At 75.6% G+C, this 21266-nt stretch carries 20 protein-coding genes; 17 read left to right on the top strand and 3 right to left on the bottom strand.

Annotated features, from left to right (window positions below):
- Positions 1-11 precede the first annotated feature (11 nt).
- From ACZ4VL_RS09120 to ACZ4VL_RS09100, 5 genes are all read left to right on the top strand, one after another.
- Positions 12-1151, top strand: coding sequence for a leucine-rich repeat domain-containing protein (locus tag ACZ4VL_RS09120; RefSeq protein ID WP_468197582.1), 1140 nt, complete (start codon positions 12-14; stop codon positions 1149-1151).
- Positions 1148-2983 (top strand): ankyrin repeat domain-containing protein, encoded by a 1836-nt coding sequence (locus ACZ4VL_RS09115; RefSeq protein ID WP_468197579.1) that lies wholly within the window; start codon positions 1148-1150, stop codon positions 2981-2983. Before ACZ4VL_RS09120 ends, ACZ4VL_RS09115 begins: the two co-directional genes overlap by 4 nt.
- Positions 2980-4170, top strand: a complete 1191-nt coding sequence (locus ACZ4VL_RS09110) for an AAA family ATPase (protein ID WP_468197578.1) — start codon at positions 2980-2982, stop codon at positions 4168-4170. The genes ACZ4VL_RS09115 and ACZ4VL_RS09110 overlap by 4 nt, the downstream gene beginning before the upstream one ends.
- Before the next feature lie 5 nt (positions 4171-4175).
- Complete coding sequence (locus ACZ4VL_RS09105) at positions 4176-5372, top strand: vWA domain-containing protein (protein ID WP_468197576.1); 1197 nt, start codon at positions 4176-4178, stop codon at positions 5370-5372.
- A gap of 142 nt (positions 5373-5514) precedes the next feature.
- On the top strand, positions 5515-6057 hold the full coding sequence (locus tag ACZ4VL_RS09100) for a TerD family protein (protein WP_468197573.1): 543 nt from the start codon (positions 5515-5517) through the stop codon (positions 6055-6057).
- Between the two features lie 190 nt (positions 6058-6247).
- Here ACZ4VL_RS09100 and ACZ4VL_RS09095 read toward each other — a convergent pair whose 3' ends face one another.
- Positions 6248-6910, bottom strand: coding sequence for a TetR/AcrR family transcriptional regulator (locus ACZ4VL_RS09095; RefSeq protein WP_468197571.1), 663 nt, complete (start codon positions 6908-6910; stop codon positions 6248-6250).
- 213 nt (positions 6911-7123) lie between these two features.
- Here ACZ4VL_RS09095 and ACZ4VL_RS09090 point away from each other — a divergent pair, with 213 nt between their 5' ends.
- The 8 genes from ACZ4VL_RS09090 to ACZ4VL_RS09055 all read left to right on the top strand — a co-directional run bounded on the left by ACZ4VL_RS09090 (position 7124) and on the right by ACZ4VL_RS09055 (position 14562).
- Positions 7124-7996 (top strand): phosphatase PAP2 family protein, encoded by an 873-nt coding sequence (locus ACZ4VL_RS09090; RefSeq protein ID WP_468197568.1) that lies wholly within the window; start codon positions 7124-7126, stop codon positions 7994-7996.
- Entirely contained in the window at positions 7993-8868 is an 876-nt protein-coding gene (locus ACZ4VL_RS09085) for a hypothetical protein (protein WP_468197565.1), read from the top strand. Before ACZ4VL_RS09090 ends, ACZ4VL_RS09085 begins: the two co-directional genes overlap by 4 nt.
- A gap of 4 nt (positions 8869-8872) precedes the next feature.
- Complete coding sequence (locus ACZ4VL_RS09080) at positions 8873-9265, top strand: hypothetical protein (RefSeq protein ID WP_468197563.1); 393 nt, start codon at positions 8873-8875, stop codon at positions 9263-9265.
- Between the two features lie 71 nt (positions 9266-9336).
- Complete coding sequence (locus ACZ4VL_RS09075) at positions 9337-9603, top strand: GlsB/YeaQ/YmgE family stress response membrane protein (protein WP_385804441.1); 267 nt, start codon at positions 9337-9339, stop codon at positions 9601-9603.
- A gap of 74 nt (positions 9604-9677) precedes the next feature.
- On the top strand, positions 9678-9986 hold the full coding sequence (locus tag ACZ4VL_RS09070; RefSeq protein WP_468197559.1) for a hypothetical protein: 309 nt from the start codon (positions 9678-9680) through the stop codon (positions 9984-9986).
- 132 nt (positions 9987-10118) lie between these two features.
- Positions 10119-11789, top strand: coding sequence for a peptide-N4-asparagine amidase (locus ACZ4VL_RS09065; protein WP_468197557.1), 1671 nt, complete (start codon positions 10119-10121; stop codon positions 11787-11789).
- 27 nt (positions 11790-11816) lie between these two features.
- Positions 11817-13556 carry a serine/threonine-protein kinase gene (locus ACZ4VL_RS09060; RefSeq protein ID WP_468197554.1) on the top strand — a complete coding sequence of 580 codons (1740 nt, stop codon included), beginning with the start codon at positions 11817-11819 and terminating at the stop codon, positions 13554-13556.
- A 67-nt stretch (positions 13557-13623) separates the two neighbouring features.
- Positions 13624-14562, top strand: a complete 939-nt coding sequence (locus tag ACZ4VL_RS09055) for a squalene/phytoene synthase family protein (RefSeq protein WP_468197552.1) — start codon at positions 13624-13626, stop codon at positions 14560-14562.
- Here ACZ4VL_RS09055 and ACZ4VL_RS09050 read toward each other — a convergent pair.
- Both ACZ4VL_RS09050 and ACZ4VL_RS09045 read right to left on the bottom strand, forming a co-directional pair.
- Positions 14546-15304, bottom strand: coding sequence for a transglycosylase SLT domain-containing protein (locus ACZ4VL_RS09050; protein ID WP_468197550.1), 759 nt, complete (start codon positions 15302-15304; stop codon positions 14546-14548). The two genes, ACZ4VL_RS09055 and ACZ4VL_RS09050, sit on opposite strands and share 17 nt — an antisense overlap.
- Positions 15305-15734: 430 nt before the next feature.
- A complete protein-coding gene (locus tag ACZ4VL_RS09045) occupies positions 15735-16655 on the bottom strand; it encodes a dihydrodipicolinate synthase family protein (protein WP_468197548.1) in 921 nt (306 codons plus the stop codon).
- Between the two features lie 71 nt (positions 16656-16726).
- On the opposite strand from ACZ4VL_RS09045, the gene ACZ4VL_RS09040 reads away from it, so the two are divergent.
- The 4 genes from ACZ4VL_RS09040 (at position 16727) to ACZ4VL_RS09025 (ending at position 21207) form a co-directional block, all read left to right on the top strand.
- A complete protein-coding gene (locus ACZ4VL_RS09040; protein ID WP_468197545.1) occupies positions 16727-17767 on the top strand; it encodes a LysR substrate-binding domain-containing protein in 1041 nt (346 codons plus the stop codon).
- A gap of 32 nt (positions 17768-17799) precedes the next feature.
- A complete protein-coding gene (locus tag ACZ4VL_RS09035; protein WP_468197542.1) occupies positions 17800-18885 on the top strand; it encodes an S-(hydroxymethyl)mycothiol dehydrogenase in 1086 nt (361 codons plus the stop codon).
- A gap of 194 nt (positions 18886-19079) precedes the next feature.
- Positions 19080-20396, top strand: a complete 1317-nt coding sequence (locus ACZ4VL_RS09030) for an alpha/beta fold hydrolase (protein ID WP_468197540.1) — start codon at positions 19080-19082, stop codon at positions 20394-20396.
- Positions 20397-20445: 49 nt separating this feature from the next.
- A complete protein-coding gene (locus tag ACZ4VL_RS09025; protein ID WP_468197537.1) occupies positions 20446-21207 on the top strand; it encodes a PIG-L deacetylase family protein in 762 nt (253 codons plus the stop codon).
- Positions 21208-21266: the final 59 nt, after the last annotated feature.

Below are 21266 nucleotides of genomic sequence, written 5' to 3'. Positions count from 1 at the left end.
GTGGAGTGGTGATGACACGGTCGATACCCGTACGGTGCCCCGCGATCGAGCACCCCGACCTGCCGCTCGCCGACCCGGCCGGTCTCGACCCGCTGCTCGCACGGCTCGCCGCGGCCGAGGAGGTCGCGGCCGACGAGACCTTCACCCTCGGCACCCTGCGCGCCGACGGTCGCGTCGACCTGTGCAAGCAGGGCCTCGGCCCGGCCGGAGCGGCCCGCGTCGCAGCCGTCGCCGCCCGCTCCCCGCACGCCCGGCACCTCCTGCTCGGCACCAACTCCATCGGCGACGAGGGCGCCCGTACCCTCGCCGGCGCCCTCGGGGACGGCCACGGCCTGCACACCCTCTACCTCGGCTGCAACCGGATCGGCCCGGACGGCGTCGCCGCGCTCGCGGACGCCCTCGCCGACGACACCTCCGTCAGGGCCCTCTGGCTCAAGCGCAACCCGGTCCTGGCCGACGGAGCCGCCACCCTCGCCGCCCTGCTCCGCCGCAACCGCACCCTGCGCACCCTCGACCTGGTCAACACCGGCATCGGCAGCGACGGCGTACGCCTCCTCCTCGACGCCCTGCGCACCCGCGAGACCCCGCTCGAACGCCTCTTCCTCGGCGGCAACGGCCTCACCGCCGACGACGCCCCGCTCCTCGCCGCCCTCATCCGCGACGCCGGCGTCCGCGAGCTGTACCTCCCCGCCAACCACCTCGGTGACGAGGGCACCGCGGTCCTGGCCGCCGCCGCGGCCGCCGAGCCCGCCCGCCCGGTCCGCCTCGGCCTCGGCGGCAACGGCATCGGCCCCGCCGGCGCCCGGGCCCTCGCCGACGCCCTCGGCGGCATCGAAGCCCTCGACCTCGGCCGGGCCCTGTCCGAGCGCAGCCTCGGCTCCACCGGCAACACCACCGGCGACGAGGGGGCGTACGCGCTCGCCGCAGCCCTGCCCGGCAGCCCGCTGCGCCGCCTGGAGCTGCGCCACACCGGACTCACCGGACGCGGCGCCAAGAGCCTGCTGGCCGCCGTCCCCGACGGCTCGCCCCTGGAGTACGTGGGCCTCGGCCCCGGCCTGCCCCGCAAGGTCAAGCGCTCCTTCGCCGGCAGGCTGCGCCCCGCCCGGTGCGCCCACCCCGACCTCGGAGCCATCACGAGCGTGTACCGATGAACGCGCGCACCGACCACCCCGGCACCGACCGGCTGCCCGGCGGCTTCCTCCCGGAGGACGGCCCGGCCTGGCGGCGGATCCGCCACTACGCCGTGCCCGGCCGGATGATCGAGCGCGCGACCGGGCACCGGCTCGCAGGCGACTGGCGCGCCGCCTGCGCGGCCGCCGCCGTCGACGTCACCTTCGACCTGGCCGGTCTCGCCGCCGCCTACGGCCCGTCGGTCGCCGAGGCCGTCGAGGACGACCTGCGCAACCTCGCCCCGGACCTGGTGCGCTGGCACCTGCCGCGGGTCCTGGGCGGACGCACCACGCTCCTGCCCGAGGTCCGCGTGCTGCTCGCCCGCTACGGGTCCGGCGCCGGAGCCCCGGTGCTGTCCGCCACCACCGGCCCGATGATCGACGGCCCGCAGCGGCTGCGGCTGCACTGCGCCCCCGTCGAACCGGTGGAGGAGAACCACGTCCCGTACTCCGTCACGAGCTTCACGCCCGAGAACTGGATCGCGGCCCGGCCGCTCTGGGACGCCCGGCACACCGCCGAACTGCGCGAGCGCCACACCGCGGGCGCGGACCGGCTGCCGTTCTTCCGCGCCGACGGCACGCCGCTGGGCCCGGACGAGCTGCCGGCCGCCGACCCGGGCCACGCCGACCCGGCCGCCCGCGCCGAGTGGATCGCCCTGCTCCAGACCCGCGGCGACTTCGAGGGGGCCTACGCGGCCGCGGGCCTCGAACGGGACCTCACCGTGCCCGAGGACTCCGGGTCGTACGGTCGCCCGCTGAACCCGCAGGCCCTGATGGACACCGACGGCGTCGACCTCACCCGCCTGGAGGCGGAGGTGCGCCGCCTGGCGGCCGCCGGCGAGGGCGGGCGGTTCCGGGTCCACGCGGACTGGCGCGGCACCCTGGTGCTGGAGCCGTCCGGGACCGCCGGCCTGCGCGTGTCGGCCGCCCGCGGCAACCGCTCGGACACCCCCACGCAGACCGTCCGGCTGCCCCGCCAGGCCTGGCAGCGGCTGCCCGACCTCGAACTCGTCCGCACCGGCCGGATCACCCCCCGGGAACTCCACCCGCTGGTGAGCGCCGCCCTCTTCCCGGGGGCGGGCCCCGCCGACGGCCCGCCCGCCCCGGGCGCCCCCGGCACCGTACGCGTGCGCTGCCGCGGCGTCTGGCACGAGGTGCGCTCCCAGGGCGGTGCGCTGGACCTGCTGGCGCACACCGCCGAGGAGCAGCAGCGCGAGCGCGCCATGCGGGCGTTCGGCGGCGCCGTCGCCGGCTGCTTCGCCGTGCAGCACGACTGGACGACCGGCGAGGGACGGCTGCCGCGTGCCCTGCGGGACGAGCGGCGCGACCTGTTCCTGCGCGCCCAGCACGGCGACACCGCGGGTGTCCTCGCGCTGTTGGACGCCGGTACGGACCCCCGGGTCCGCGACCGCCGCGGGTACACGCTGCTGCACGTGCTCCACCTGCTGGACCACACGGAGCTGCTGCCGCGGCTGCGGGCGGCGGGCCTGGACCTGGAGGCCCAGTCCCGCCAGGGCCTCACCCCGCTCCAGGTGGCCGTCCAGTTCGGCGGCTCGGCCGCGCTGGTGCGGGCACTGCTCGAAGCCGGCGCCCGGATCGACGTCGTCGACGACATGGACCTGTCGCTGGCCCAGGTGGTCCGCCGCTACAAGCGCACCGACCTCGCCTTCCTGCGCAGTCGCGTGGAGGAGGAGTTCCCCGGCATCGGCTCCGAGTGGTTCGACGAGTACATGGACGAGCGCGAGGCCGACGAGGACGAGGAAGAGGAAGACGAGGTCGACGAGGCCGACGACCACGAGGACGAGGACGCATGAGCACCCCGCCGCCCGGCCCCCTCGCGGCCGCCGACGCCCTCGGCGCCCGGCTGCGCACCACCCGCACCGAGCCCGCCACCAACCCCCAACTGGAGGCGCTCGCCCTGGCCGTGACGGCCAACCAGCCGGTCCTGCTGTGGGGTGAGCCGGGCATCGGCAAGTCCGCCGGCATGCAGCAGCTCGCCGACGCCCTCGGCATCGGGCTGGAGACGGTCATCGCCAGCGTCCACGAACCCTCCGACTTCGCCGGCCTGCCCATCGTCGGGGACGACCCCGCCACCACCGGTGTGCCGATGGCCCCGCCGGACTGGGCGGTACGCCTCGCCCGCACCGGGCACGGCCTGCTCTTCTTCGACGAGCTGTCCTCCGCCCCGCCCGCCGTGCAGGCGGCCCTGCTGCGCGTGGTCCTCGAACGCCGGGTCGGCAGCCTCGTCCTGCCCGAGTCGGTGCGGATCGTGGCCGCGGCCAACCCGCCTTCCAGCGCCGCCGACGGCTGGCACCTCAGCCCGCCGCTGGCCAACCGGTTCGTCCACCTCGACTGGACCCACAGCCCGCGCACCGTGGCCCGCGGCATGGCCGGCACCTGGCCCGAGGTCGCCCTCCCGGCCGTGGACCCGGCGCGGGTCTCCGGCGCCGTCGCCCGGGCCCGCGGCGTGGTCTCCGGCTTCCTGACCGCCCGGCCGGGCCTCGTCCACCACATGCCGAACGAGGCCGAGGGCCGCGGCCGCGCCTGGCCCTCCCCCCGCACCTGGGAGATGGCGCTGCGGCTGCTGGCCACCGGGTATGCGGCCGGCGCCGGCCGGGAGGCCCTGGCCACCGCGCTCACCGGTGCCGTCGGTGAGGCCGCCGGCATCGAGCTGCTGTCGTACCTGGAGAACCTGGACCTGCCCGACCCGGACCGGGTGCTGGCCGATCCGGACGCCTTCGCCCTGCCCGAACGCGGCGACCGGCAGCTGGCCTTCCTGATCGCCGTGGTCGCGGCCGTCCAGGGCGAGCTCACCCGCCCGCGCTGGGAGGCCGGTTGGACGGTGCTGGCCAAGGCGGTGGACGCGGGCGTGCCGGACGTGGCCGCGCGGGCCGCCGCCGACCTCGCCGCGATGCGCGACCTGGACTGGCCGGTGCCCTCCGGCATCGACGCGTTCGTCGAACTGCTCCAGCTCTCCGGCGCGCTGCCCGGCGGCGGCTGACGGCCGTGGATCCGGCGCACCCCCGCCTGGACCAGGCCAAGCTGCTCGCCGCCCGCTACCGGGCGGCGGAGCACCGGCCCTACCTGGCCTCGGCCCTGTACGCGCTGACGGTGGTGCCCTCGGCGGCCGTCCCGACCATGGGCGTGGACCGGCACTGGCGCTGCTACGTCTCGCCGGCCTTCGTGGACGCGACCCCCGTGGCGGAACTGGCCGGCGTGTGGATCCACGAGGTCGCCCACCTGCTGCGCGACCACCACGGCCGGGCCGAGCGGCTCCCGGCCGCCGACCAGGGCGACCAGGTGCGGATCAACATCGCCGAGGACTGCGAGATCAACGACGACCTCCTCGCCGACGGGCTGGCGCTGCCCGAAGGGCGGATGGAGCCCCGGCTGTTCGGCCTGCCGACCGGCGGCATGTTCGAGGCCTACCTGCCGTCGATCCCCCACACCCCGCGGCACCGCGTCGACTGCGGCTCGGGAGCCCACGGCGTGCCGGGCCCCTGGGAGCTCGGCGAGGCCGCCGGCGCCGCCCGGATCAGCCCGGTCGAGGCGGAGGCGCTGCGCCGTCAGACCGCCCAGGCCATGCGCGCCCACCAGCGCAGCCGGGGCACGCTCCCGGCCGGCTGGGAGCGCTGGGCGACACAGGTGTTGGAGCCCACCGTCGACTGGCGGCGCGCGCTGACCGGGGCGGTACGGGAGGCCGCCGCATGGGCGGCCGGGGCCGTCGACTACACCTACCGGCGGCCCTCGCGCCGCACGCCCGCCCTCGGCGGCCGGGTGGTGCTGCCGAGCCTGCGCCGGCCGTTGCCGCGGGTCGCGATCGTCATCGACACCTCGGGGTCGATGGGGGAGGACGACCTGGCCGCCGCGCTCGCCGAGGTGACGGGCGTGCTGCGGGAGGTGGGGGTGCACGGCAACCGGGTCGCGGTGCTGTCCTGCGACGCGGACGTGCAGGCCGTCGCCCGGGTCACCAGTGTCGACCAGGTGGCGCTGGCCGGCGGCGGCGGCACCGACATGCGGGTCGGGATCGGAGCCGCGCTGGCGGTGCCGGACCGGCCGAACATCGTCGTCGTGCTGACCGACGGTTTCACGCCATGGCCCGACGAGCCCTCGGCCTGCCGGCTGATCGCCGCTCTGATCGGGGAAGGGGCCCCGCAGCCCCCGGACTGGGTGGAGACCGTACGGGTCGTCCCCGGGACGTAGGGGAGGGCCACCGGTTCGGGGCCGCGCACCCCGGAGCCCGCCTGGCCGGGAACGTGCGGTCGCCCGCGCCGGAGCCGCCCCCGCATGACAGCATGACCGGGCAACGCCCGAGAAGCGGAGGGGGAGTTCGGTGAGCGGTCCCGTGAGCGGAGCACGCAAGAGCCTGGCGAAGGTCGAGGTCGCGCTGCGGTGGGACCCGAGCCCCTCGGGCACGCCCCCGCACGACCTGGACATCGTGGCGGCGGTCTACGGCGCCGCCGACCCGTACGGGCAGCCCGTCCAGGTCGTGCACTTCGGCAGCCGTTCGCCGGACGGCACGATCAGCCTCAACCGCGACAGCCGCACCGGCCAGGGCTTCGGCTACGACGAGGTGATGGTGCTCGAACTGGACCGGATGCGGCCGGAGTCGGTGCGGGTCGTGGTGGGCGTGCTGATCCAGGACGCCGGGCCGCGCGGCGGCCACCGCAAGACGTTCGCCGCCATAGGGGGGACGGGCGTCCGGATCCGGGAGGGCCACACCGACCTCGCGGTGACCGACTTCGGCTCCGTCCCGCACGCCACCGCGGCCACGGTCGCGCGGTTCACCCGCGACGGCGCGAGCGGCTGGCTGCTGGACACCGCCGTGCACGGCTTCGACGCCGATGCGGAGGAGTTCGTCCGGGCCATGGGCGCCGAACGGCCCTGATCGGGCAGCGGCGACAGCGCAGCGGCCCATGACCGGGCAGGGGTGAAGGGTGCCGGCCGTGCGGACCGGGCGGCCGCCACCCCTCGCGCGGGTGGCCGCCGCCCGGTCCGGCCGGCGCGCTGCCGCCGTCCCCACGAGGCAGCGCGGGGCGGGCCCTCCGTCAGGTCATCGGTGACGGGGGCCCACCGGTTCAGGGGGCCGCAGCCGGGCCCGGTACGGGCGCCTGCCGCGGGCCGGCGGCGCCGGGCGGCGCGTCGGCGGTCAGGCCGAGGGCGGGCAGCAGGGCCGCGTCGACGAACCGCACCAGGTAGTCGGCGTCCGCGTACCGCCCCTCCAGCACCGGCCGGATCCGCAGCACGCCCATGAGCTGTGCCGGCAGGAACTCCACGGCCGGATGGTCCGGGACGATCTCCCCGCGCTCCACGGCCCGCGCCACCATCGCCGCGAACGCGACCAGCTCCGGCTCGACCAGCGCCTCGCGCAGGGCCGTCTGCAGCTTCTCGTCGCTGAGCACCGCGTGCCCGAGGGCCTGGGTGAGCCGGGTGTCGCGCCCCGACGTGCCGGCGGCGATCCGGGCCGCCTCGCGCAGGTCGCCGGCGAGCGAGCCGGTGTCGACCTCGGCCACCGTGCCCTGCCGGTGCGCGCGCAGGGCCGCCGCGACCAGTTGGGGCTTGGTCTTCCACTGCCGGTAGAGCGTCGACTTGCCGCAGCAGGCCCGGGCGGCGACGCCTTCCATGGTCAGGGCCTCGTAGCCGTGCTCGCGCAGCTCGTCCAGGACGGCGTCGTAGAACTCCTGCACCCGCTCGGGGGTGATCTTGGAGCGGCGCCCGGTGGGCTGCTGCGTCGACGTCATGGGGTGCGGCTCTCCTCGGGGGCTCCGCGGCGGATGGTGTCCCTCCCCGAAGTGTAGAGGAACGCTCGCGTATCGGTACACCACCGTATCGATACGCGAATGTATCGATACACTGGCGTCTCGACATCGAAGGCCGGTCCCGACCAGCCGGCCTCCGGTGGCGGACCCAGCCGCGCTCGGGCGGCACCCGAGGACAGGAAGCGAGACCGGGGGATGACCTCCCACACCACACCCGCGGAGCCGGTGGGCGCCGGCCCGGGAACCGCCGGCCGCCGCCTCCTGCGCGAGCTCCTGCTCGTCGCCGGCCTCTTCGCCGTCTACAAGGCGGGCCGCCTGCTCGCGACCGACCGCGCGGGCGAGGCCCTCCGCAACGCCGCCCGGGTCTGGGACGCGGAGCGGGCCTTGCACCTCCCGGGTGAAGGAACGATTCAGCGGCTGCTCCTCCACGGCACCGGGAGCCCCGGCGCCGGCACCGGGGAGGCCCTGGTCCACGCCGCGAACACCTACTACGCGGCCGTCCACTTCCCGGCCACGGTGCTCTTCCTCGGCTGGCTGTACCTGCGCAGACCCGGCCACTACCGCTGGGCCCGGCGCGTCCTCACCGTGCTGACCGGCGCCGCCCTCGCCCTGCACCTGGCCTTCCCGCTGGCCCCGCCGCGGATGCTCGCCGCCGCCCACCTCGTGGACACCGCGCAGGCGTACGGGCCCTCCGTCTACCGGGCCTCGCCCGCCGCCGACACCCTCGCCAACCAGTTCGCCGCCATGCCCTCGCTGCACTTCGGGTGGGCGCTGATGCTGGCCCTCGGCATGATCACCGCCGGCCGGACACGCTCGCCGTGGCGCCTGCTGTGGCTGCTGCACCCACTGCTGACCCTGCTCGTCATCGTCGGCACGGCCAACCACTACTGGCTCGACGCGATCGTCGCGGGCGTGCTGCTCGGCGCCGCGCTGCTGGTCGTACCGCGCCCGCAGCACCCCTCGCCCCCGTCCCGGGAGGCACCGGCCCACCCGCACACCGCCGTACCGCACCTGCCGCGGGCCCGGCGCGCCGCAGGCGCCGCAGAGCCCGCCGGAGCCGGCCGATGAACGCCACCGCCCTCGCCGTCGCCCTCTGCCTCGCCTCCGCCGCGGCCTACGCGGCCGCCGCCGTCGCACAGGAGCGGCTGGCCCGCGCCGCCGTCGCCCGCAGCGCCCGCGCCCTGCTCGGCAACGGCGCCTGGTGGTGGTCGGCCGGCCTGAACACCGCCGCCGCACTGCTGCACGCCGCCGCCCTGCGCTACGGGCCGCTCACCCTCGTCCAGCCGCTCGGGGCGCTCACCCTCGTGGCCGCCGTCCCCATGGGCGCCCGCGGAGCCGGCCGCCGGGTTGCCGCCACCGAGTGGCGCGGCACCGTGGCCACCGTCCTCGGGCTCGGCCTGCTGCTGCTCCCGGCCTCCGGGCCGGCCCCGGACGACACCCTCACGCTGGCCGAGGCGCTCGCCGTGTCGGGTGCCACCGTCGCCGCCATCGGCCTGCTGACCGTACGCCGGGACGTGCGCTCGGGGCTGCGGCACGCGACCGCCTCCGGGCTCGCCTCCGCCGTCGCCTCCGCGCTGACGCAGACGGTGGCCGTGGCCGGCGGCCGCGGCGGCTCCCTCCTCAGCGGGCGCGTCCTCGCCGTGGCGGGACTCGTCGCCGTCTTCGCGGTCGGCGGGATGCTCCTGTCCCAGCGGGCCTACCGGGGCGGCCTCGGCGCGCCCCTCGCCGTGGTCAACCTGGCCAATCCGCTCGCCGCGGCCGCCATCGGCATGATCCTGCTCGGCGAACGCCTCCAGGGCGGCCCCGTCGGCCTGCTGCTCGCGGTCGCGGGCGCGCTGGCGGCGGCCCGCGGGGTGCTGCTGCTGACCCGAACGGCCCCCGGCGGCGGGCCTGCGGAGCCCGCCGGGAGCCCACGGGCGGCCGGCCGTGTGGCAGCATGACCGCATGACGCACAGGACGGGCACGGGCACGGGTGCGGGTGCGGGCGCGGCTGCTGACGGATCGTTCCTCTCCCTCTGGTCCAAGGACTCGGTGTTGTCGATCGGTTCGGTGGGCTCGGTGCTCTCCGTCGGCTCCGTCGGCAGCGTCCTGTCGGTCGGCTCGATCGGCTCCGCGCTGTCCGTCGGCTCCACGGGCTCCTGGCTGAGCTCCGGCTCCCTGTTCAGCGCCCTGTCCCACCGGTCGGTGCTGTCCTACGACGCGAACCGGTCGCTGCTCGCCGCCGGCTCGCACGGCACGGCCGTGCGCTGCCGCCGCACCGCCGGGGGCCTCGCGGCGGCCGCGGCCGCCGCGGTGGTCGTCGCGGCGGCCGCCCGGGTGCGGACCCGGCGGGGCTGAGAACCGTTTCTGCACTCCGTGCGTCCTCCTCCCCGAGAGCGACCACACACGCAGAGCGGAGTGAACACGGCATGGGGATCGTCAGCTGGATCGTCCTGGGGCTGCTCGCCGGCGCCATCGCCAAGCTCCTGCTGCCGGGCCGCGACCCCGGGGGCCTGATCGGCACCACGCTCATCGGCATCGTCGGCGCCTTCATCGGCGGCTGGCTCTCCGCGAAGTTCCTCGACAAGCCGATCGCCAACGAGTTCTACGACCCCGCCACCTGGGGCTCCGCGATCGCCGGCTCGCTCGTGCTGCTCATCGGCTACCGGATTCTCTTCGGCAACTCCCGCGACTGACCGGGCGGCCCGACCGCCGCCACGGCCGGGCCGCCGCCACGCCGGACCGCCGCTGACGGCGCATGATGGCGTCCATGACCGGACAGCCCCTGCACGTCCCCCTCGCCGACCTTCGCGCGTCCTTCGACGTACTGCTGCGCCACATCGAACGGACCGCCGCAGCCGACGGCGCCGTGCCCGTGCAGCACGACCACTTCTGGGCGGTCCCGCCCGACCGCCTCTTCGACTTCACCGAGGAGCCGGACGAGCTGACGATCGGGCAGCTGTCGGAGTCCTTGCAGCACCTGCAGAACCTGCTCGCCGCCCCGGACCGCGCCCTCGGCCACCACCTGGTGTGGCTCGCGGACGTCCTGCACGCGATCGGCCGCGAGCACCCCGCGTAGCACCCCGGGCCGCCCCCGCCCCGGCGACGCCGGACACGCCGGTCCGCCCTGCGACGGGGGCGGCGCGATCCGGCCACGGCCCGGGCGGCGGGCCTGGCGGCGGACGGCGCGGGCGGGCTTCACTGCGGGGCCATGACACGACACCGGATCACCGGCCTGCTCGGCGCGCTCGCGCTCGCCGCGGCCACCCTGGCCGCCGCGGGCCCCGCCCACGCCGCAGGACCCCCGCCCGCCCCGCAGGCCGCCACCGCCGACGAGCGGCCCGCCGCCACCGCGGACGAGCCGCCCGCCGAGTTCGGCACCGACTGGCACGACCCGCTCACCGCGGCCCCGCCGATCGGACGCCCCACCACCCGGTCCTGCGAAACGACCCTCGCCGAGGCACAGTTCCGCGACTTCACCCCCTACACCGGCACCTACGCCCCGCCCGCCGGCTGCGGCACCGGACCCTGGGCCAGGGTCGTCCTCCGCCTCGACGGCAAGGTGAAGGGCCGCCAGTACGACCGCCTCGGCCACCTCTCCGTCGGCGGCGTCGAGATCCTGCGCACCTCGACCCCCGAGCCCTCGCCCGACGGCATCAGCTGGTCCGTCGAGAAGGACGTCACCCACTACCGCGACACCCTCAGCCGGCCCCAGCCCGTCGAGATGCTGATCGGCAACGTCGTCAACGACACCTACACCGGCGTCATCGACGTCAAGGCCACCCTCACCTTCTACGCCGCCGACCGGCACGCCGCGGCCCCCGACACCCCCGACCGGGTCCTCCCGCTGACGAGCCCCGCCGTCACCACCCCGCGCAACACCGAGCGGATCCTCGCCGAGGTGTACGCCACCGGCTCCGGCGGCGGCTGCGAGGAGTACTGGTACATGACCACCCCGGACGCCGCCCCGTACTCCTGCAAGGCCCCCGAGGGTCCTTCCCGCGAGGTCCGCATCTCCGTCGACGGCCGGCTCGCCGGCATCGCCGCGCCCTTCCCGAACGTGTGGACCGGCGGCTGGTCCAACCCCTTCCTGTGGTACGTGCTCCCCGCGCCGCGCGCCTTCGACGTGCGGCCGGTCGTCTACGACCTGACGCCGTTCGCCGCGCTCCTCAACGACGGCCGCGAGCACCGCATCGAGGTGTCCGTCGCCGGCGTCCCGGCCGGGCAGACCGGCTGGAGCACCCCGGCGAACCTGCTGCTGTGGCAGGACGAGGGCCGGGCCGTCGTCACCGGCTCCCTGACCCGGCACGAGGAGGGCGAACCGGCCAACTCCAGCCGCTGGACCCCCGGTACGGCCGGCACCCCGCACCGCCTCGACACCGAGGGCGGGCACCGCCTGACCGTCTCCGGGCGGCTCGACACCTCCCACGGCCGGGTCACCACCACCGTCACCCGCACCGTCCGCAACACCTCCGCGCACCGCTGGACGGACGGCGAGGGACAGGACGCCCTGACGGGCACCTGGACCGACGAGGAGAGCGTCACCCGGGGGCCCGCCACCACCCGCACCGCACGCACGTACACGATGGACGGCGAGACCACCCTCGGCGCCGGGGACCGGCTGCGCACCGTCATCACCCTCGGCGACCGGGCCGAGACCACGACCCTGCGCGGCGGCCGGACCGTGGACCGCACCCGCCTCGACGACACGTACACGGGCGATGCGAGCTACACCGCGAACGTGCCGCGCGAGCAACGGCACGCGGTCGGCAGCAGCACCGAGCGCTACCGGCTGTACGGGGCCGGAGCGCCGGGCGGATGTTACGACCGCACGGTCGCCACCGCGCAGGGCGCGCTGACGGAGGACCGGCGACGCTGTTGACGGCGGGGCCGCCTACGATGTCCCGCCATGGACAGAAGTGAGGCCGGCAGACAGCTGGTCGATGGCCGATTCGAACTGGTGGCGCCGCTCGGCGCCGGTGGCATGGGCACGGTGTGGCGCGCCCGCGACATCGCCCTGCACCGCGATGTCGCCCTGAAGGAGGTGCGCCCGCCGGACCCGGCGACGGCCGAGGCCACGCCCGGCCTCACGGTCCAGTTGCGGGAGCGTGCGGTGCGCGAGGCCCGGGCCCTGGCCCGCCTCGCGCACCCGAACGTGGTGACCATCCACCACATCGTCGAGCCCCCGGCCGGCACGGACGGACACCCCTGGATCGTGATGGAGCTGGTCAAGGGCGGCTCCCTGCACGACCGGCTGGAGTCGGGGCCGATACCGGTCGCCGACGTGATCCGGATCGGCCTCGACGTACTGTCCGCCCTGCGGGCCGCGCACGCCGAGGGGGTGCTGCACCGCGACGTGAAGCCGGCCAACGTGCTGCTGCGGGCCGACGGCGCGGCCGTGCTCACCGACTTCGGCATCGCGGCCCTGCACGGCTCGACCGCCCTCACCTCCACTGGTGTGCTCATCGGCTCGCCGGAGTACATCGCGCCCGAGCGGGCACGCGGCGAGGAGGGGCTCCCGGCCTCCGACCTGTGGTCGCTCGGCATGCTGCTGTACGTGGCGGCGGAGGGCACGCACCCGATGCGCCGCGCCACCAGCCTGGCCACCGTCGTCGCCGTGCTGGAGGACCCGGTCCCGGCCCCGGTGCGGTCCGGCCCGTTGGGCCCCGTACTGGAGCAGTTGCTCGTACGGGACCTGGCCGTCCGGCCCGACGCGGCCCGGCTGGAACAACTGCTCCGGGACGCGAGCGCCGCTCTCGGGGCCCCGTCCTCCCCGCAGACGCCCGCGGGGGGCGTCGGCCAGTACGGCCCGCCGAGCACCCAGCTCTCCGCCCCGCAGCCCACCACGGCCCCGACGCCCGGCGGGATGCCCGGCGGGACCGGCAGCGGGACCGCCCCCGCGGGGCCGTACGCGGCCCCGCCGTTCACCCCCGGCGGCGGGAACCCGTACGCGGGCACCGCGCCCGTCCCGGTGCCCCCGCACGCCCCGCGGCGCCGCCCGGCGCTGATCGGCGGCCTCCTCGCGGTCGCCCTGGCCGGCGGCGCGATCGCCCTCGTCAACGGGCTCCCCGACGGCAAGGACGAGAACGCCGGCAAGGGCGGCAGCGGTTCCGGCGGCCCCAGCGCCTCCTCGCCCGCCACGCCGGCGGCGACCGGCGGCGCCAAGTCGGCCGCGCCCAGCGCCAAGGGCGGCCCCGCCGCGCCGAAGGGGAGCCTGCTCACCCCGGCCAACGTCCGCACCGCGATCGAGGCGCTCAAGCAGAAGACGGGCACGACCACCTTCGTGGAGATGACGGTCTACGAGGAGTACGTCATCGCGTCGATCCCCACCGCCCCCGGTGCCAAGACCTACGACCGCTGGGACTACCGCGACGGCGAGGCCAAGCGCAGCGGCCCCGGCGGCACCGTCAAGCCGGACGAGCCCCCGATCGACATGAGCGGGGTCAACTGGGACGCACTGCCCGGTCTGCTCGACACGGCGAAGCAGGAGCTGGGCGTCGCCAACCCGACCTCGCGCTACGTCATCGTCGAGCCCTGGCTCTTCGACGCCAGCCCCTCCATGCGGCCCTACCTCAGCGACGAGTACGGGCAGGGCGGCTACATCCACGCCGACACCCAGGGCAAGGTGAAGAAGGTCTACCGCCTTTGAGATCGTGTACCCGTACGCACGCCGCACGTGCGTGCGTACGGTCCGACACGGTTCGAGGAGCACGACCATGCCCACCTGGCGCACGACCCTCACGGCGGCCGGCATACGCGACGCCCGGCTGCGCGACGACTTCACCCACGTCGCCCGCCGGGTCCTGCGCCGGGAACCGGCCCCGTACCTGACGCTGCGCCTGCTCGCCGCGCCCGAGCTGGTGCCGTGGATGACGGCCGGTGTCGGCTTCATGAACCTGGTCGACGACGTGGCCGAGACCGGCACCCCCCAGCAGCGCCGCGACGGCCTGGCCGCACTGGCCGAGGGCGTCGACACGGCCCTGCGGACCGGCGGCAGCCCTGACCCCCTGCTGCGCGCCTACGCGCACGCGACGGCCACGCGCGGGCTGCCCGCGCACTGGATCACCCGGTTCCTGGACGGCGCGGCCACCGCCGAGGCCGGATTCGACGGCTTCGACACCGAGGAGGACTTCCAGGCCTACCTCGACGCCTACGCCTGGCCGGGGCTGATGGCCTTCACCGGGTTGCAGTACGAGGGCGGGCCCGGCGAGGAACAGGCGGCCGCCTGGCGACGGTTCGTGGACGCCGCCCAGCGCGTCGACTTCCTCGCCGACCTCGCCGGGGACCTCGCCGACGGCCGGCTCTGCCTGCCGCGCGCCCTCCTCGCCGAGCACTCCGTGACCCGGGCCGACCTGGAAGGGGCCCGGGACACCCCGGCCGTCCGCGCCCTCCTCGACGCGGCGACACGGCGTGCCCGGGCCGCCCTCGACGCGACCGACGGCATCCTCGGCCTGGTGGAGCCGGGGCTGCGCCCGGTGGTCGCCACGATGACCGAGCTGATGGGACACCAGCTGGCGGCGGTGGAGCGGGCCGGCGCGGCCGCCCTGCGCCGCGACGTCGGCTACGGCCTGGTGGCCCCCCTGCGCACCCTGGTCCGCGCCCGCGCGTCCCGGGCGGCGGCCGCCCGGACCGGTCCGGTCAGTAGGCGCCGTTGACGTTGTCGATGGAGCCGTAGCGGGCGGCCGCGTAGTTGCAGGCGGCCGTGATGTTCGCGACCGGGTCGTACGAGTCCGTCGAGGTGCCGGGCACGTGGTAGGCCCGGAAGGTGGGGTCGATGACCTGGAGCAGGCCCTTGGAGGGAATGCCGGCCGCGGCGTTGGAATCCCAGTTGTTGATGGCCAGCGGGTTGCCCGAGGACTCGCGCATCACATTGCGGTGGATTCCGTTGTAGGTGCCGGGGATTCCGTGCTTGGCCATGATGGCCAGGGACTCCCGGATCCACCCGTCGAGGTTGTTCGGGTAGGAGACGGCCTTCGTCTTGACCGCGGCCTTCGCCTTGGCCACGGCCGCCTTCGCCGCGGTGCCCAGGCTCAGCTTGAGGCCGGGGCGGATGACCGACGGGTTGCTGCCGATGACGCTGCGGTTGGCCTCGTACAGGGCGGGCCAGCCGCCGCTCACCGCGTGCTGGGCGGCGATCTTCGAGAGGGTGTCGCCCGCGGCCACGGAGTAGGTCGTGGGTGCGGCTGCGGAAGCCTTGGCGGGCGCCGCGGCAGGAGCCGCCGCGGGCAGGGCCGCCGCGGCGAGGGCCGGGGAGACGGCCGGCTGGGCGACGGCCGCACCGGCCGTGGTCGCGCCGATCAGCGGGAGGGCCAGGGCCGCGCCGCCGGTGCCCGCGAAGGCCAGCTTGCGGGTGATCGGACGCTGCTTGGGGCGGCGGTGCTTGCCGTGTCCGGGCATGGCGGAATTCCTCACGTGCGGATGCGGGGGGAGCCCTGGCGGCGGCCGGGTTCGGCAGCTGCCCGCCGGGAACGACGTGACCGTAAGCGAGTCCGCGGGAACGGAACAAGACACGAAATCACCCCGGTGATCGAATGGCCCGCGCGAGCCCGGGAAATGACCTTGGTGGATGCTTCGGGAAATGCCGGAATTCCTTTGCATAAAAGGGAAAAGCGCCTTCCGGATAAATGATGTTGCAGCCGTACGCGTGACCCATATCACGGGTTTCGGGCGCGAAGCGCAAAACGGACAAGTGGCCCCTCTGTGTACCCGATTCGGGCATCCGGGCCGTTCTTTTCCAACCGCCCATGACGGGCGCATTCCGGCGCGCCCGCCGCGGTTCGGGGCATTCCGTGGAGCGCCCGGGTCCGCGACGGACGCGCCGACCGATCTACCCGATCCGGCTGAAATCCGGACGTTCCAACTCGTCCAGTCGCTCCAGCGCCTCCGACACCGCCCCCGCACTCGCCGGCAACAGCGGCAGCCGCACGTCCGGGGTCGGGATCCGGCCCCGGGCGTGGAGCACGCCCTTGATCACCGCCGGATTGGGCTCGCGGAACGCGGCGGCGGACAGTGCGGCCAGGGCGTGGCCCAGTGCCCGGGCCCGCGGCACGTCACCGGCCCGCCAGGCCGCCGCCAGCTCCGCGTACCGCCCCGTCGCCAGGTGCGCCGAGGCGAGGATCCCGCCCGCCGCACCCAGCGCCAGCAGCGGCGACAGGTACAGGTCGTCGCCCGCCAGCACGGCGAAGGAGTCCGGCAGGTCACCGAGCAGCGCGACCGTGTCCTGGTCGATGCCGCCGGCCGCGTACTTCACGCCGGCCACCCCCGGCAGCTCGCCGAGCCGCCGCAGCGCCGCCGCGTCCAGCGGCTGCCCGGTCCGGTACGGGATGTGGTAGACGACCAGCGGTACGGGGCTGACCTCCGCCAGCCGCGCGAAGTGCGCCACCACCCCCTCCGCCCCGGGCCGCACGAACGACGGTACGGTCACCAGCGCGGCCCGCACCTCCGGCCGGTGCGCGAGCCGGCGAAGCGCGGCCTCGGCGGCCCGGGTGCCGCTCGCCCCGGCGCCCACGGTCAGCACCGCCCCCCGCTCCCGGCAGACCCGGGCGCAGACGTCGGTGACGAGCTCGCGCTCGGCCCCGTCCAGCGCGGCGGTCTCGGCGGTGGTCCCGAGGGCGGCGAGACCGGTGGCCCCCTCGTCGAGCACCTCGTGGGCGAGTGCCTCCAGCGCTTCGGCGGCGACGTCCCCGGTGCGCGTGAAGGGGGTGATCAGCGGTACGTGAATCCCGTGAAGGGAGATGTCCTGTGCCATGCCGACGATCCTCGAACACCCCGACCGTCGAATCCAGTTCGCGTTTCTTACCCGTACCGTAAGCTGAGCCGATGCTCGACGTACGACGCCTGCGCCTGCTGCGCGAACTCGCCCGCCGCGGCACGATCGCCGCCGTGGCAGAGGCCCTCGCCTTCAGCCCTTCGGCGGTGTCCCAGCAACTCGCCGTCCTCGAACGCGAAGCCGGTCTGCCGCTGCTCGAACGCACCGGCCGCAGCGTCCGCCTCACCCCGGCCGGCCAGAACCTGGTCCGGCACGCCGAGGCCGTGCTGGAGCGGCTGGAAGAGGCCGCGGCCGACCTCGCCGAGGCGCGCAGCGGCCTGGCCGGCGCCCTGCGCATCGGGGCCTTCCCCACCGCCACCAGAGCCATCGTCCCGGCCGCCCTGGTCGCCCTCGCCCGGCGCCATCCGGGACTGGAACCGATGGTGTCCGAGACCGACCCGGCGGCCGTGGCGCACGCCCTGCGCGCCGGTGACCTGGACGTGGCCCTGGTCCACGAGTACGACTTCGTCCCCGCGCCGCCGGAGCCCGGCCTCGACGCCGAACCCCTCTACCGCGAGGCGATGTACCTGGCCGCACCCACGGCCACACCCGTAACCACGCCCGTGCCCGTACCCCCGGCCGCGCCCGCGGTCACCCCCGTACCCGCAGCCGAGCCCGCCGCGCCCGGTCCCGCCCCCGACCAGGGCTCCGTCCTGCGGGCCCACGCCGGTTCCCCCTGGATCACCGCCACCCCGGGCACCCTCTGCCACGCCATGACCGTACGGGCCTGCCAGGCCGCCGGGTTCACCCCGCGGGTGCGCCACCAGGTGGACGAGTTCGCCACCGTGCTCGCCCTCGTCGCGGCGGGCCAGGGCGTCGCCGTCGTACCGCAGCTCGGCATCCCGGAGCACGGCGCCGAGGCCGTGGTCCTCACCCGGCTGCTCATGGAGCGGCGCACCCGGGTGGCGTTCCGCAGCGGAGCCGCCGCCCATCCGGCCGTGGCCGCCTTCGGGGCGGCACTGCGCGCGGCCGTACCGCCGGAACTCGCCACCGCGGAAACGCCGGGTGTGACACAACTCCCGCACCCCGCCCCGTCCGTGTACGTTCGTTGATCCAGACAGATCCGAACAGAGCGGGGTATGACGTGACGCATCGCGTACGCGGGGTCATCGCACGGAGCAAGGGCGCACCGGTGGAGACGACGACGATCCTCGTGCCGGACCCCGGCCCGGGCGAGGCGCTGGTCCGGGTCCAGGCCTGCGGGGTCTGCCACACCGACCTGCACTACCGCGAGGGCGGCATCAACGACGAGTTCCCCTTCCTCCTCGGCCACGAGGCCGCCGGCATCGTGGAGGCGGTCGGCCCCGACGTCACCTCGGTCGCGCCCGGCGACTTCGTCGTCCTCAACTGGCGTGCGGTGTGCGGCACCTGCCGGGCCTGCAAGCGCGGCCGCCCCTGGTACTGCTTCGCCACGCACAACGCCACCCAGCCCATGACGCTGGAGGACGGCACCCCGCTGTCCCCGGCGCTGGGCATCGGCGCGTTCGCCGAGAAGACCCTGGTCGCCGCCGGCCAGTGCACCAAGGTCGACCCGGCCGCCTCGCCGGCCGCGGCCGGCCTCCTCGGCTGCGGCGTCATGGCGGGCCTCGGCGCCGCCCTGAACACCGGCGGCGTCGGGCGGGGCGACTCCGTCGCCGTCATCGGCTGCGGGGGAGTGGGCAACGCGGCCGTGGCCGGTGCCCGGCTGGCGGGAGCGGCCCGCATCATCGCCGTCGACCTCGACGACCGGAAGCTGGAGTGGGCCCGCGGACTCGGCGCCACCCACACCGTGAACGGCCGCACCGAGGACGTGGTCAAGGCGATCCAGGAGCTCACCGGCGGGAACGGCGCGGACGTCGTCATCGAGGCGGTCGGCCGCCCCGAGACCTACCGCCAGGCCTTCTACGCCCGGGACCTGGCGGGCACGGTGGTCCTGGTCGGCGTCCCCACCCCGGAGATGAAGCTCGAACTCCCCCTGCTGGACGTCTTCGGCCGCGGCGGCGCCCTGAAGTCCTCCTGGTACGGGGACTGCCTGCCCGAGCGTGACTTCCCGCTGCTGGTCGACCTCTACCTGCAGGGTCGCCTCGACCTCGACGCCTTCGTCTCCGAGACCATCCCGCTCGACGGGATCGAGGACGCCTTCGCCCGGATGGAGCGCGGCGAGGTCCTCCGCTCGGTCGTCGCCCTCTAGCCCCGTTCCGCCCGGCGGGGGGCCGCCCCGACCGCCGCCCCAGTGCTGCCCCGACCGCCGCCCCGGTGCTGCCCGGGGCGGCCCCCGGCTCCCCGCCCGCGGCCCCCGGCCCGCACTACACTCGGCCGCACCGCCACATCCGACGCACCCGGGGCCGCGATCCGGCCGGGGAGCCGTACACCCAGGGGCCGTCCGTGACCGTCGAGCACCGCTACCGCCAGCCCGGTGTCGTCCTGACCGACCACCGCTTCTCCGTGCCCCTCGACCACGACCGCCCCGACGGCGAGCACATCGAGCTGTACGCGCGCGAGGTCAGCGCCGGCGGCAAGGACCCCGAGGCCCTGCCCTGGCTGCTCTACCTCGAAGGCGGTCCCGGCTTCGGCGCCCGCCGCTTCACCGGCCGGCAGGCCTGGCTGGAGCGGGCCCTGACCGAGTACCGGGTGCTCCTCCTCGACCAGCGCGGCACCGGGCGCTCCACCCCGCTGAACCGGCAGACCCTGCCCCTGCGCGGCACCCCCGAACAGCAGGCCCGGTACCTGTCCCGGTTCCGCGCCGACTCCATCGTGCGCGACGCCGAGGCCATCCGCCCCGCCCTGACCGGCGGCGCCCCCTGGACCGTCCTCGGCCAGAGCTTCGGCGGCTTCTGCACCACCCGCTACCTGTCCACCGCCCCCGAGGGGCTGGCCGCCGCCCTCGTCGCCGGGGGCCTGCCGTCCCTCGACGCGACCGCCGACGAGGTGTACGAGGCCGCCTACCCCCGCATCGAACGCAAGAACCTGGCCCACTACGCCCGTTACCCGATGGACGTCGAGCGCGTCCGACGGATCGCCGCCCACCTCGCGGAGCGTCCCGCCGAGCTGCCCGGCGGATACCTGCTGACCGTCGAGGCCTTCCAGTCCCTCGGGATCCTGCTCGGGGCCGGGGACGGCAGCCACCAACTGCACTACCTGCTGGAGGAGGCCTTCGTCCCGTCCGCCGCCGGCCCGGTCCTCTCCGACGCCTTCCTGGAGGCGGTGCGCGGCCACCTCTCCTTCGCCGGCCACCCCCTGTACGCGTTGCTCCACGAGTCCATCTACGCTCAGGACCCGGCCGTGCCCACCGCCTGGGCCGCGGAGCGGGTCCGCGCCGGCCGGGCCGCCGCCGGCTTCGACGCGGGGAAGGCCCTCGCGGGCGACGACCCGGTGCTGTTCACCGGCGAGACCGTCCACCCCTGGCACTTCACCGTCGACCCCGCCCTCGCGCCGCTGCGGGAGACCGCCGAGCTCCTGGCCGCCCGGACCGGCTGGGAACCCCTGTACGACCCGGCCCGGCTCGCCGCCAACGAGGTCCCGACGGCCGCCGCGGTATACCACGACGACATGTACGTCGACACCGCGCACTCCCTGTGCACCGCCTGGGCCGTACGGGGCCTGCGGACCTGGGTGACGGACGAGTACGAGCACGACGGCATCCGCGCGAGCGGCACCCGCGTCCTGGACCGGCTGCTGGCCCTCGTCCGCGACGAGGCGTAGGCCCGGATCAGCAGCCCCTGACGGTCATGTCTCGCCTATTGTGCGAGACATGACCGAACATCAGGAACAGCCCGCGCAGCTCGAGCCCATGCCCACCGACTGGCAGCGCGCCCTCGCGGTGGTCGCCCACCCCGACGACCTGGAGTACGGCGGCGCCGCGGCGATCGCCGACTGGACGGACGGCGGACGCGAGGTGATCTACCTGCTGGCCACCCGCGGCGAGGCCGGCATCGACACCATCCCGCCGGAGGAGTGCGCCCCGCTGCGCGAGGCCGAGCAGCGGGCCAGCGCGGCCGTCGTCGGGGTCTCCACCGTGGAGTTCCTCGACCACGCCGACGGCGTCCTCGAGTACGGCCTCGACCTGCGCCGGGACATCGCGGCCGCGATCCGGCGGCACAAGCCCGAACTGCTCATCACCCTCAACCACCGCGACAGCTGGGGCACCCAGTACGGCGGGTTCTGGAACACCCCCGACCACAAGGCCGTCGGCCGGGCCACGCTGGACGCGGCCGCCGACGCCGGCAACCGGTGGATCTTCCCCGAGCTGCTGGCCGAGCAGGGTCTCGAACCGTGGAACGGCGTGCGCTGGATCGCCGTCGCGGGCTCCCCGACCCCGACCCACGCGGCGGACGCCACCGCCGGACTGGAGCGCTCCATCCAGTCGCTGATGGAACACAAGACGTACATAGAGGTCCTCACCGACCAGGACCCGCACGAGTACTGCCGGAACTTCCTGACCGGGTTCGCCGAGCGGGCCGCCGCCCGCTTCGGGGGCCGCCCGGCCGTGACGTTCGAACTGTTCTCGCGCTGATCCGCCCTCCCGGGCCCCAGCCCCCGTCACCCCGTTCCCAAGACGGCAAGCGACCGCTT

This window comes from Streptomyces sp. NPDC029014 (genome assembly GCF_055564695.1).
The sequence above is the reverse complement of the archived record's forward strand: the minus strand, read 5'-3'. Positions and strand labels throughout refer to the sequence as shown.